The sequence below is a fragment of the Exiguobacterium sp. s40 genome, assembly GCF_018617905.1.
In the GTDB taxonomy this organism is placed as follows: domain Bacteria; phylum Bacillota; class Bacilli; order Exiguobacteriales; family Exiguobacteriaceae; genus Exiguobacterium; species Exiguobacterium mexicanum_A.
Genome location: NZ_JACSLC010000006.1, coordinates 59,970 through 72,983 on the forward strand (window position 1 = coordinate 59,970; position 13,014 = coordinate 72,983).

Here is a 13,014-nt window from a genome sequence, read left to right on the forward strand (position 1 = left end):
TTCTTTGTTTGTAGTATAGCATTAGCCGATTTGTTCTGCATTGAGGACAGTCTTCATTGCGCCATAGCCACCGAGGATGTTTTGGATATCCTTGTAGCCGAGTGATTGAAGCACACTCGCGGCCATTCGTGAACGGACGCCAGATGCACAGTGAACGGCGATTGTTTGATCTGTCGGGAGACCTTCATGGTCGCGTGCCAGTTTACCGAGTAGGATGCGCTCGGCTTTCTCGTAGTGGCTCGCGTTCCATTCTGTCGCATTTCGGACATCGAGGACGAAAACGTCACCTTTTTCTGCCGACTCGATCGCTTGTTCCGCTGTCACATCTGTGTACGTTTCCGTCAACAGTTCTTGACCGAGTTCTTCGACTGGGACGACGAAGCGGAGACGGTCGAGACCGATTGATTGGAGGTCCGTCTGTACTTGATCGACATCTTCCGCGCTCGCGATGAGCGTGATGTCTTTGTCGAAGTTGACGAGCCAGCCGGCCCATGAGACGAACTTCGTGTTGTAAGGGATGTTGATTGTGCCTGGGACGTGACCTTTGGCGAACTCTTCCCCTTTACGCGTATCGACGACTTGTGTTTCCTCGACGAGCGTATCGAGGCGGTCCGAACCGACGACTTCTGGACGAGCGATTTCGTTCGTGACTTGGATGCCTTCTTTGTTCACTTTTTTCATCATCGCGAAGTAGTTCGGCGGTTCTGGTTGGTCCGTCGTCAACTCTTTGATGAACGCGTCTTTGTCTGTCATTTGAAGCGCCCAGTTCGTCGCTTTCTCGTAACCGACCGTCGATGTCGGGATGGCGCCGAGCGCTTTCCCGCAGGCACTTCCGGCACCGTGACCCGGCCAAACTTGAACGAAGTCAGGAAGATCTTTGAACTTCTTGAGCGAGTCGAACATTTGCTCGGCACCGATTGCTGTCGTTCCTTTTACACCGGCTGCTTCTTCGAGCAAGTCAGGACGACCGATATCGCCGACGAAGACGAAGTCGCCTGTGAAGATACCCATTGGTTGTGTTTGGTTTCGGTCGTAGAGCAAGAACGAGATATGTTCTGGCGTGTGCCCTGGTGTATGCATGACTTCGAGTGTGACGTTACCGACTTTGAACGTGTCGCCATCTTTGACGAGTTTTGAGTCGATGTCTTTCGCGAATGCATATTTCCATGACGCGTCGCCTTCGTCTGATAGATAAGCCGTTGAACCGGTACGTTTCGCAAGCTCGAGTGAACCTGAGACGAAGTCGGCGTGGATGTGAGTCTCAGCCGTCGCGACAATCTTCATGCCTTCTTTTTCAGCTTCCTGAAGATAAGGTGTGATGTTACGGGCCGGATCGATGACGACGGCCTCGCCGGTCATTTGGCAACCAACCATATAAGATGCTTGTGCTAATTTTTGATCATAGAAATAACGTAATAACATGTGAAATACCCCCTAAGAATAGTTGACTGTAAACGATTGTCGTTTTTGAAATATATATATAGAAGATTGTTAGACTGTTTCGCCCGTCCAGCTCATCATGCCGCCATCGACGTTGATGACATCGAAGCCGAGTGAATCAAGGTAAGCCGAAGCGTTCATGCTTCGTCCGCCTGCTGCACAGATGACGTGAATCGGTTTCGAACGATCGAGCTCATCGACTTTCGCACCGAATTCAGAGAGTGGCACGTTTTTCGCTTGCTTGATGTGGCCACCTGCAAATTCGTCTGTCTCCCGAACATCAATCAAGTTGAGTGTTTCATCAGATTGAAGCAATGTTTCTAGTTCAGTTGTCGAAATGGTTTTCATGAGTCATTGATCTCCTTTGTGATTGTAGAGTTTTTGAAGTGAGTTTCTTTCGTTGTTTTTAATATACCCCCTGAGGTATACTGAATGCAAGAAAAAGAATCGGAGGTCGAAAATTGAAGAAATTAATGCTGATTTTATCGATTTTGGTGCTAGTGACGATCGGAATCGTCCTTTTCACGTCCAAAGAGACTGGAATCACAAAAATCGACGTGGAAACACTACAAAACAGATTGGAAAACGAAGAAATAACCTTGTTAGACGTCCGAGAAGTAGACGAATACGAGGGGGGGCATATCGAAGGAGCGGTGAACGCACCACTTTCTTCATTAAATGAAACCGAATTGCCTTATCCGAAAGATGAACCGATCTATGTCATCTGCCGGAGCGGAAATCGAAGTGCCCAAGCGGCACAACTGTTGAAAGAACGTGGCTACACTGAAATTTATGATGTCTCGGGCGGCATGATTGCCTGGGAACAAAAATAAAAACTTACTTATTATATAGGGTAGGGAATTGGAGGAATTGATATGGAATTTGGATTTATCATCACCATCTTTTTGATCGGCTTTATCGGGTCGTTCATTTCAGGGATGGTCGGAATTGGCGGATCGATTATTAAATATCCGATGTTGTTGTATATTCCACCGCTCCTCGGCTTCGCGGCGTTCAGCGCCCACGAAGTATCGGGAATCAGCGCGATTCAAGTCTTCTTCGCGACGATCGGTGGAATTTATGCATACCGGAAAGGTGGTTATTTGAACAAACAGCTCATCTTGTATATGGGTGTCGCTGTCTTGATTGGGAGTTTCATCGGCGGCTACGGCTCGACGCTCTTGTCTGAGAACTTGATTAACGTCGTTTATGCCGTGCTCGCGACGATTGCGACAATCATGATGTTCTTACCGAAAAAGAACGTCGAGGATGTTCCGCTCGACCAAGTCACATTCAATAAAGTAATTGCAGCGAGCTCGGCGTTCATCGTCGGGGTGGCAGCAGGAATCGTCGGGGCAGCAGGAGCGTTCATCTTGATGCCGATCATGCTCGTCGTGCTCCGGATTCCGACGAAGATGGCGATCGCGAGTTCGCTCGCCATCACGTTCATCTCGTCAATCGGCTCGACAGCGGGGAAAATCATCACCGATCAAATCGTGTGGGAACCTGCCGTCATCATGATCATCGCGAGTTTGATTGCGGCACCGCTCGGTGCAAACGTCGGTAAGAACATGAAGACGAAGTCACTTCAAATGATTTTGGCGTTACTGATTTTAGCGAGTACAGTAAAAATTTGGATGGACATTATCGGTTAAGCGAATCAATGTTAAATGGCTACTGAGGCGACTTGGTAGCCTTTTTTTGTGTAAAGACTGCAATGGAATTGTTAAGTTTATGTATAGTTGTAAACGTCAATTAGTTGAATCGGGTTCACAAGAACGTTAAAATAGAGGCTATACGTCTAAAAAAGAAAATGAACCTTTCACTTGAATTCCATATAAGGAGTGTTTACATGAATCGCACGAATCAATCGAAAGGAAGAATGGACCGATTCCGCCAAGCGGCGCTCGACTCGTTCAAAACACATCGTCTGTTCTGGATGTTCACCATCTTGTTATGGACGAAGTCGCTGATCGCGTATCAGTTCTTCTTCAACATGCCGGCCGAGAATCTGGTCCAGGCATTCATTCTCATCATCAACCCGCTCAGCTTCACGTTGTTCTTGTTCGCCTTCAGCTTCTTCTTCGGGGGAAATAAGAGGAAGTGGGCGCTGTATAGTCTATATCTCGTCTCCTCGCTCATCTTGTTCGCGGATACGACCTATTACCGTGAGTTCACGGATTTCTTGACCGTACCAGTCCTATTCCAATCGTCGAACATGGAGACGCTCTCGTCGTCATTCCTCTCGCTTCTCGAATGGAAAGACTTGCTCTTGTTAGGGGATCTCGTCGTGCTCCCGTTCCTACTATGGAAAATGAAAGAGACGAGCCAAGCGTCACAGCGCCGCGTCTTGATCACATTTACGGCAGCCGCCGCCATGTTCGGGTTCAACCTCGTCCTTGCGGAAATGGAGCGTCCAGAGTTACTCACGCGCTCGTTCGACCGGGAACTGTTGGTCAAAAACTTAGGAACGTTCAATTTCCACGTCTACGATGCCATGCTTCAAACGAAGACATCGGCCCAAAAGGCGCTCGCAGACGGATCTGAATTGGATGAAGTCGAGAACTTCACACGTCAGAACTATGCGGCTCCAGACCCGGAGATGTTCGGGAAGTATAAAGGCAAAAACGTTGTCGTCGTCTCGTTCGAGTCGGCTCAAAACTTCACGCACAACATGAAAGCGTCGAACGGCGAGTACATCACGCCGAACTTGAACAAACTGATCGAAGAATCCCACTACTGGCCGAACTATTACCATACGACCGGCCAAGGGAAGACGTCAGATGCCGAGTTCGCACTCGATAACTCGCTTTACGGCCTCTCGCGTGGAGGAGTCTACTTCACGAACGCCGATAACGAATACAACGCGTTACCAGAAGTCATCAAAGAAGATAACTACTACTCGGCCGTATTCCACGCCAACAACAAGTCGTTCTGGAACCGCGACCAGATGTATCAAAACATCGGCGTCGACAAGTTCTTTGACGAAGCCAGCTACGACCTCGGGAACCCTGAGGATATGACGGAGTGGGGTCTGCTCGATGATGAGTTCTTCCGCCAATCGGTACCGATGCTCGAAGAGCTGCCAAAACCGTTCTATGCGAAGTTCATCACGCTGACGAACCATTTCCCGTACACGATGCCGAGTGAGAAGCACGAGCTCGTCCCGAAATTTGAGACGAACTCGACGACACTCAACAACTTCCCGCAGGCGCTCGCCTATCAGGATTACGCGCTCGGGTTGTTCATCGATGAGTTGAAGGCGAACGGCATGTGGGATGACACGATCTTCGTCGTCTACGGCGACCATTACGGCATCTCGACGAACCATAACGCCGCCATGGCGGATTTGCTCGGGAAAGACGAGTTGACGCCATACGACGTCGCCAAGCTCCAAGCGGTCCCGTTCGCGATTCATTTGCCGGGACAAGACAAAGGTGAAGTGCACGAGACGATTGGAAGTCATGTCGACATGAACCCGACGATTCAGCACTTGCTTGGAATCGATACGTCAGAACAGGTCGGATTCGGGAACGACTTGTTCTCGAAAGAGCATTATGACCGCGCCATCTTCCGTGATGGGACGGTCGTGACGCAAGACCATCTGTTCACGCAGTCGATGTGCTATGACGCCAAGACTGGCGAAGTCGCAGAAGACGGTGAGGCGTGTACACCACTTGAATCAGAAGCGAACAAAATCCTCGAGATGAACGACCAGCTCATCTATTCAGATTTACTCCGCTTCAAACAAGCTCAATAATGAAGAGAGAAAAGATTGGAAACAGTCTTTTCTCTTTTTTTGTGGTCGTCGCGCCTTAGGAAGACTAAGATGAAAGAAGTGCACATCAGAAAAGGAGAACGAGATGACATTAGATTATACGGGAGAACGGGTCATCCCAGATCGCATGGACCCGCTGAACGGCTTGTTGCTTGAACATATCGCCCGTTACCATTTCGCCCTCTTATACATGAACGGACGCGTCCTCGATTTTGCGAGCGGGAGCGGATACGGCAGTCAATTGATCGCCAAGAACTTGAAAGGGACCGTGACCGAGGTCGTCGCGCTCGACTTGTCAGAAGAGGCGACGCGCTATGCGAAAGGCCGCTATCACCATCCGAACGTGGCCTATGTAGTAGGCGACGTGTTAGACCGGACGTTGCCGGAGAAACTCGGGACGTTCGACTGCATCGTCAGCTTCGAAACGATCGAACACGTGACCGACTATGAGGCGTTCATGGCGAACGTGTGGCAACTCTTGAAGCCAGGGGGCATCTTGGTGTTATCGACGCCATTCGGGCAAGGGGTCGGGCAACCGACGAATGAACTGTTCCATGTCCACCAGTTCACCGAGGCCGAGTTTGAGGAATTATTTACGTCATTCACGTCGACCGAATTTTATTATCAACGAGGTGTGCTCGTCGAACCGAAACGGGGGGCACGCCATTATCCGATCGGGATCACCGTCGCGGTTAAATAAAAAATCCCGATGAACGAGGTCATCGGGTAATGAAATAGTATAACAGGCCGAGCGCCACGAAGGAGATTGGGAACAGGACGATATACGTCCACGACACCATCGACCAACTTTTCTTTTGACTGTAGTCTGATTTGTCTTTCCCGAGTCCGACCATGATGGTGAAGACGAGGGCAATCAAGCAAACGAGTAGCGATAATCCGATTGTGAGATACATATTGTCACATCCTTCTTTGTTTCTTCATATATCAAGCATAGCTGAAAACGTAACGAAAAAGCCTCTGAAATGTTGGGATTCTGTGTCCGACAATCAGAGGCTTTTATCACACCTGGGCATTTTTTATATATGTGTCGGCATCATCGATTGGAATGCCAAGCGCCTCGTGGATGACGATCAAGGCGCTGTCGTTGCGCTTGTCCGTCTCGGCGGCGACACAGTCGCGCGGGACGTGGAGCTCATACTCACGCATATAGCCGTCATTCGCCGAGAACAGGATACAGATATCTGAGGCGACACCGGTCAGGACGAGCGATGTGACGTCAAGTTGACGCAACAAGATGTCGAGCTGTGTCCCGTAAAACGTCGAGTGTCTCGGCTTGATGATGAAGTATTCTTTTTCTTCCGGCGCGATCCGTTTGGCGATGTCCCTGCCTTTCGAAGACTCGACGTGCCGGATGATATCCTCGGTGCTATCTTTCCACTGCCCGAAGTTATCGTTGCAGTAGATGACCGGCCAGTCGTTCTCTTTAAAGTGACGTTTCAGTTTCAAAATCGGGTCGACGATCGGCTCCGTATGTCGAAACAGGTCGTCCCCACCGACGAAGTCGAAGTCGTTAAACAGATCGATGATGAGTAACGCCGTCTTTGGCATCGTGGTCCCTCCATTCAAAGAAGTCTCTGTATAGGAAGTACCACACTCGTTCAGACGTTAATCGTCATTCAGCAAACGTTTTGCTGCGGAACATGAACGCCGTGATGATATAGAAGGCGACGATGTGAATCAAGACGTAGAACGCCGAGAACCAAATCGTCACGTCCATCGTCTCCATGAAACCTGGGCTTTGGTAGTAGATCGACAAGTCCGTGTGTAGGAAGACAATCCATTTGGCGATGGCCGGTTTCCACGCGATGAGAAGACCACCGATCATCGTCGAGACGAAGTTTGCGAGCACGGTGAAGCCGATCACGACCCCGACCGATTTGAAGACGACCGAGAACATGAGCGTCAAGAAGATGACGAACACGCCGCTCGAGACGCTAAGCAGGACATTGCGGAACTGCTCGAGCGTCAACTCCCCGTCGAGCGTCAACGCAAAACCGTACGTGACGGCAAGAATGAACACGAACTGGGCGAGCATGATGAGAAGGGCGGCCACAAGTTTCGACAGTAAAATTCGATCGCGCGAGTAAGGGCTCATGAGCAAATGCTTCAACGTATCAAATTTCAACTCGTTCCCAATCATCTCAGCGGTGAACACGATCGTGAAGATGCCGAGGAACGTCATCGCCGCCATCGTCGCATAGTTGACGAACGTTTCCGCGTCACCTGGGTTGTTGCCGCTCCGGACGATGAAGTACGTTAAGACGATGATCCCAGTGTACATACCGAGTGCGACGAGCGGTTTGATCGTACGTCGCCATTTCATGAACTCATTGGCTAGTAATGAACGCATTGTTCGTGCCTCCTTCTTTTTTCGTCAATTTCAAGAACTGTTCTTCAAGTGTCTCGTGTTTCATCCCGATCTGATAGACGGCGATGTCACGTTCGACGAGATGTTTCAACAAATGCGGGATATCGGTTTCCGGACGCGGGACGATGAACGTCTCAGCTGACTGTTGAATGATTTTCACATCATCAAAAGCGAGTGCCACGACATCGAGCGCTTCGTTCATCTGCTCGCGGCCGACTTTACAGAGGATGACACTTTCCGTCTTAGCCTCACCGTCTCCGCCTTGGACCGACTTGATTTGTCCTTGATCGATGATGGCGAACCGGTCGGTGATCAGTTCCATCTCGCTCAATAAGTGACTTGAGATGAGGATGGCGATGCCGCGGTGGTCGGCTAAATGCCGTAAGTAGTTGCGCAAATCAGCGATGCCTGCTGGGTCGAGACCGTTTGTCGGCTCGTCGAGGATCAATACTTTCGGGTTATGGAGCAGGGCACGGGCGATGCCGAGTCGCTGTTTCATTCCGAGTGAGTATTGTTTCACTTTCATATCGAGCTTTGTCTCAAGTCCGACGAGGGCACCGAGGGCGTTCAAGTCGACTTTCTTTAGACCAGGAATCAAATTCATCGCGTGAATCAGGTTCTCGCGGCCCGTCAAATACGGATAGAAAGCCGGGTTTTCGACGATGGCCCCGATGCGACTGAGCGCTTGTTGGCGTTCTGTCGAGACGTTGAATCCGTCGACGGTCACTTTGCCGTGTGTTGCTGGCATGAGGCCGGTGATAATACGAATCGTCGTCGTCTTCCCGGCGCCGTTCGGTCCGAGGAAGCCAAAGATTTCTCCGGGCGTGACGTCAAAACTGACATTCGTCAGGACGTTCGTCTGGCCCATTTTCTTGTGTACATTTTGTACGGATAACATAGGGTCACCTTGCTTTCGTTTAGAGTATTTTTCAACTGGACACCCCTATATACGGACTGGATTGAAACAAGGTTTCACCTTTTTTTGAAACTGTTGAAACAAAGCGGTGATTTCACAATTAATTGATAAGGAAAACTTATTGAAATAGTATGGACGAATTGTGAATTTGAAAGGGTCTTTCCACAGGGAAAGGTGTAGTATGAAGAGGAGAGAAAGAGGCAAGATTTGGCTCTTTTTGCAGGACGAATCAGATGGATGAACTGCTTCGTGCTTAATGTTAAAATGAAAGCGTTCACACATCGGACGCACAGGAACGGATAGGGGGATTTATTCAATGGGAGAGTCGTCGAACGGTCGCGAAGAAGTGCAAGCATTTTATGGTCCAAACTTAGGCTATATCGTTGAATTGTACGAGCAGTATGTGGAAGACCCAGAATCGGTCGACGCGGAGACGCGTCAATACTTTGACGAACACGGGGCACCGGAAGCGAGCGCACCTGTCGCGCCGGCTGCATCGTTTGATTTAGAGAAAGTCGTGGCAGCGACACGGTTGGTCAATGATATCCGGGCACTCGGCCATAAAGCGGCCGATATCTATCCGCTCAAAGACCACCCGCGCGAACACGGCTTGTTTGCATTTGACCGTTACGGATTGAGTGAGGCCGACCTCGAGCAAGTACCAGCTCACTTGTTGTCGGAAGACGTGCCAAAACCGGGCGCGAACGCGCTCGAACTCGCTCGTCATTTGCTTGACGTCTATACGGGCACGGTTGCCATCGAGCTCCGCCACTTGGACGATATGGAAGAGAAGCGTTGGATTCGCCGCCGCATCGAGCAAGGCGCATTGAAAGCGAAGTACTCGAAGAACGAGAAAATCGAGCTGTTCCAGCGTCTAGCCGAGACAGAGTTGTTCGAGTCGTTCCTTCATAAAACATACGTCGGACAGAAACGCTTCTCGATCGAAGGGCTCGACGCGATGGTGCCGCTCCTTGACGCCATGGTCGGCGGCCTCATCTCGAGCGGGTCAGAACATATCAATATCGGGATGGCCCACCGCGGACGCTTGAACGTACTCGCGCACGTGCTCGGCAAACCGTATGAGATGATTTTTGCCGAGTTCCAGCACGCCCCGAACAAAGAGTTGATCCCATCGGAAGGGTCGATCGGCATCAACTTCGGTTGGTCCGGCGACGTGAAATATCACCTCGGTCTCGACCGCAAAGTGTTAGAAGAGAAGAAAGAGGTCCGCTTGAACCTCGCCAACAACCCGAGTCACCTCGAGTTCGTCGGTTCGGTCGTCGAAGGCTACACGCGCGCCGCGCAGGACGACCGCTCAGAAAAAGGGATGGCAGTCCAACATGACGACAAAGCGGCATCAATCTTGATTCATGGGGACGCCGCATTCCCGGGACAAGGCATTGTCGCCGAGACGCTCAACATGACGAACTTGAAAGGCTATCGGACAGCCGGGACGGTCCACGTCATCGCCAACAACACGATCGGCTTCACGACCGACCCGAGCGACTCGCGCTCGACACGTTATGCGAGCGATATCGCCAAAGGCTATGAGATTCCAGTCTTCCACGTTAATGCCGACGACCCGGAAGCGTGTGTCGCCGTCGCCAAACTGTGCAGCGAGTATCGTGCCAAGTTCCATAAAGACATCCTCGTCGACTTGATCGGTTACCGCCGCTACGGTCATAACGAGATGGATGAGCCGATGAACACGAACCCGGTGCTCTATAAAGCCATCAAAGAACACCAATCGGTCCGTCACGTCTACGCAGATGTGCTCGAAGCGGAAGGTGTCATGTCGAAAGAAGACAAGGCGACGATCGAACAGTCGATTGAGGATCGTCTCAAGTCGGCCCGTGACCTCGTCCCGGCCGAAGAAGAAGATGCCGACATCGTCTTGCCGGAAGCGGTCCATAAAGGATTCCCGTTCGTCGAGACGGGCGTGGAACGTGACGTGCTCCAACAATTGAACGATGAATTGCTCGTCTGGCCGGAAGGCTTCGGCGTGTTCCATAAACTTCAAAAAGTGCTTGACCGTCGCCGTGACGCGTTCGCGGACAATGGGAAAGTCGACTGGGGCCATGCCGAGACGCTCGCCTATGCCTCAATCATCTCGGACGGCACGCCGATCCGCTTGAGCGGGCAAGATTCGGAGCGCGGAACATTCGCGCAGCGTAACATCATGTTGAACGATGTCGAGACAGGCCAGAAGTTCTCGCCGCTCCATCACTTGTCGACGGCGAACGCCTCGTTCTCGGTCCACAACAGCCCGCTCTCAGAAGGCTCGGTACTTGGTTTTGAATACGGATATAACGTGTTCGCCCAAGATACGCTCGTCCTATGGGAAGCACAGTACGGTGACTTCGCCAACTCGGCGCAAGTCATGTTCGACCAGTTCATCTCGGCCGGTCGCGCCAAGTGGGGCCAAAAATCAGGTCTCGTCATGCTGTTGCCGCACGGCTATGAAGGCCAAGGTCCTGAGCATTCGAGCGCCCGCATGGAGCGTTACTTGACGCTCGCTGGAGAGAAAAACTGGACGGTCGCGAATTTGTCGACGGCCGCGCAGTACTTCCACATCTTGCGTCGTCAGGCGAAGATGCTCGGTACAGAACAAGTCCGTCCGATGATCATCATGACACCGAAGAGCCTGCTCCGTCATCCGCTCGCAGCCTCATCGGTCGATGAACTGTCCGACAATAACTTCCGCCCGATCATCGAACAAGTTGGTCTCGGTGAGAATCCGGATCAAGTCGAACGTCTCGTCTTCTGTTCAGGGAAGATGGCAATCGATTTGCAAGAAGCGACGATGAAGTCAGAGGAGTCACTCGACTTCCTGCACATCATCCGTGTCGAAGAAATTTATCCGTTCCCGGTCCGTGAGATCCGTGAATTGATCAGCCGCTATCCGAACGCGAAAGAGATTGTCTGGGTCCAAGAAGAGCCGAAAAACATGGGGGCATGGACGTACATCGAGCCTCGTCTCGAAGCGGTCACATCGAACCGATTGAACGTCCGCTACGTCGGCCGCCGCCGTCGTTCGAGCCCGGCCGAAGGAAATCCGACGGCCCATAAACAAGAACAAGCACGCATCATCCGTGAAGCCATCTCACGTGACGCCGTCTCGGCTGCTGCCGGCACGAGCACATATCAAAAAGATCGTAAATAAGTTAAGGGGGAACTCATTGTGATCGAAATCAAAGTACCGGAATTAGCAGAGTCCATTACGGAAGGAACGGTCGCGTCTTGGCTCAAACAGCCAGGCGACCACGTTGAAAAAGGGGACGCCATCGTCGAACTCGAGACGGACAAAGTCAACATCGAAGTGCCGGCCGATGAGTCGGGCACGCTCGACGAGCAATTGGCGGCCGAAGGGGACACGGTCCAAGTCGGACAAGTGATCGCCCGCCTCAGCTCAGGATCGGGCGGCGGTACGGCTGTCGCGACGAAGACAAAAACGGAAGCGGCGACAGAGACAGCTCCGGCACCGGCCGAGACAAAAACAGAGGAAGTCGGCGAAGCGAAGAAAGTCGAACGCCGTGAAGAGCACGTGGCGAGCCCAGGCAAAGGACCAATCGCGACACCGGCGGCCCGTAAATTGGCCCGTGAGAAAGGCATCGACTTGTCGGCCATCCAAACGAACGACCCGATCGGCCGCATCAACGTCCATGATGTGACGAACCACGAGTCGAAACCGGCACCGGCACAAGCACCACAAGCGCCAAAAGCACCGGCAGCGGCACCGCAACCGGCAGCGAGCGGCAAAGATGAAGAGCGCATCAAAATGACGCGTCGTCGTCAAACGATTGCCAACCGCCTCGTCGAAGTGCAACAGACGGCAGCGATGTTGACGACGTTCAATGAAATCGATATGTCGGCCGTCATGGCGCTCCGCAAACGTCGCCAAGAGAAGTTCGTCAAAGATAACGACGTCAAACTCGGCTTCATGTCGTTCTTCACGAAAGCGGCCGTCGCGGCGCTCAAACGGATGCCATACTTGAATGCTGAGATTCAAGGCAACGAGATCGTCTTGAAGAAATACTATGACATCGGCATCGCCGTGTCGGCTCCGGACGGCCTCGTCGTCCCGGTCGTCCGCGAAGCGGATCGCAAAAACTTCGGTGAGATCGAGAAAGACATCTTGCACCTCGCCGATAAAGCCCGCAACAACAAGCTCGGGTTGAGCGACCTCACAGGTGGCACGTTCACGATCACGAACGGTGGCGTCTTCGGCTCACTCTTGTCGACACCGATCTTGAACGGACCACAAGTCGCCATCCTCGGGATGCACTCGATTCAACTCCGTCCGATTGCTATCGACGCAGAGACGATGGAGAACCGTCCGATGATGTACGTGGCCCTCTCGTATGACCACCGTATCGTCGACGGTCGTGAGGCTGTGACGTTCCTCAAGCACATCAAAGACATGATTGAAGACCCAGAACAATTGTTGTTCGAAGCATAAGCAAAAAATCCATGTCGCGTCGGCGACATGGA

Annotated in this window: 12 protein-coding genes; 6 read left to right on the forward strand and 6 right to left on the reverse strand. The window is 51.8% G+C overall.

Annotation, left to right across the window (positions count from 1 at the left end; all coding sequences use genetic code 11):
* Positions 1-21: 21 nt before the first annotated feature.
* The gene (locus KNP02_RS07395; RefSeq protein WP_034776653.1) at positions 22-1,422 is read right to left on the reverse strand and encodes an MBL fold metallo-hydrolase; all 1,401 of its coding nucleotides are present in this window, start codon (positions 1,420-1,422) and stop codon (positions 22-24) included.
* 69 nt (positions 1,423-1,491) lie between these two features.
* A complete protein-coding gene (locus KNP02_RS07400; RefSeq protein WP_029595926.1) occupies positions 1,492-1,788 on the reverse strand; it encodes a rhodanese-like domain-containing protein in 297 nt (98 codons plus the stop codon).
* Positions 1,789-1,901: 113 nt separating this feature from the next.
* Here KNP02_RS07400 and KNP02_RS07405 point away from each other — a divergent pair, with 113 nt between their 5' ends.
* The 4 genes from KNP02_RS07405 (at position 1,902) to KNP02_RS07420 (ending at position 5,918) form a co-directional block, all read left to right on the forward strand.
* A complete protein-coding gene (locus KNP02_RS07405; protein WP_235420128.1) occupies positions 1,902-2,273 on the forward strand; it encodes a rhodanese-like domain-containing protein in 372 nt (123 codons plus the stop codon).
* Between the two features lie 42 nt (positions 2,274-2,315).
* Positions 2,316-3,095, forward strand: coding sequence for a sulfite exporter TauE/SafE family protein (locus tag KNP02_RS07410; RefSeq protein ID WP_214707954.1), 780 nt, complete (start codon positions 2,316-2,318; stop codon positions 3,093-3,095).
* A 197-nt stretch (positions 3,096-3,292) separates the two neighbouring features.
* The gene (locus KNP02_RS07415; protein WP_214707956.1) at positions 3,293-5,200 is read left to right on the forward strand and encodes an LTA synthase family protein; all 1,908 of its coding nucleotides are present in this window, start codon (positions 3,293-3,295) and stop codon (positions 5,198-5,200) included.
* Positions 5,201-5,303: 103 nt separating this feature from the next.
* Positions 5,304-5,918, forward strand: coding sequence for a class I SAM-dependent methyltransferase (locus tag KNP02_RS07420; protein WP_214707958.1), 615 nt, complete (start codon positions 5,304-5,306; stop codon positions 5,916-5,918).
* 19 nt (positions 5,919-5,937) lie between these two features.
* On the opposite strand, the gene KNP02_RS07425 is transcribed toward KNP02_RS07420, so the two are convergent.
* From KNP02_RS07425 to KNP02_RS07440, 4 genes are all read right to left on the reverse strand, one after another.
* Positions 5,938-6,132 carry a hypothetical protein gene (locus KNP02_RS07425; protein WP_138859834.1) on the reverse strand — a complete coding sequence of 65 codons (195 nt, stop codon included), beginning with the start codon at positions 6,130-6,132 and terminating at the stop codon, positions 5,938-5,940.
* A gap of 106 nt (positions 6,133-6,238) precedes the next feature.
* Positions 6,239-6,787: a cysteine hydrolase family protein gene (locus KNP02_RS07430; RefSeq protein WP_214707960.1), complete on the reverse strand. Its 549-nt coding sequence runs from the start codon at positions 6,785-6,787 to the stop codon at positions 6,239-6,241.
* Positions 6,788-6,851: 64 nt separating this feature from the next.
* A complete protein-coding gene (locus KNP02_RS07435) occupies positions 6,852-7,589 on the reverse strand; it encodes an ABC transporter permease (protein ID WP_034776666.1) in 738 nt (245 codons plus the stop codon).
* The gene (locus KNP02_RS07440; RefSeq protein ID WP_214707962.1) at positions 7,567-8,505 is read right to left on the reverse strand and encodes an ABC transporter ATP-binding protein; all 939 of its coding nucleotides are present in this window, start codon (positions 8,503-8,505) and stop codon (positions 7,567-7,569) included. The genes KNP02_RS07435 and KNP02_RS07440 overlap by 23 nt, the downstream gene beginning before the upstream one ends.
* Before the next feature lie 334 nt (positions 8,506-8,839).
* Between KNP02_RS07440 and KNP02_RS07445 the strand changes: the two genes are divergently transcribed.
* Positions 8,840-11,686, forward strand: a complete 2,847-nt coding sequence (locus KNP02_RS07445) for a 2-oxoglutarate dehydrogenase E1 component (protein WP_214707964.1) — start codon at positions 8,840-8,842, stop codon at positions 11,684-11,686.
* A gap of 18 nt (positions 11,687-11,704) precedes the next feature.
* Positions 11,705-12,982: a 2-oxoglutarate dehydrogenase complex dihydrolipoyllysine-residue succinyltransferase gene (gene odhB, locus KNP02_RS07450; protein WP_214707966.1), complete on the forward strand. Its 1,278-nt coding sequence runs from the start codon at positions 11,705-11,707 to the stop codon at positions 12,980-12,982.
* The last annotated feature ends 32 nt before the right edge of the window (positions 12,983-13,014 follow it).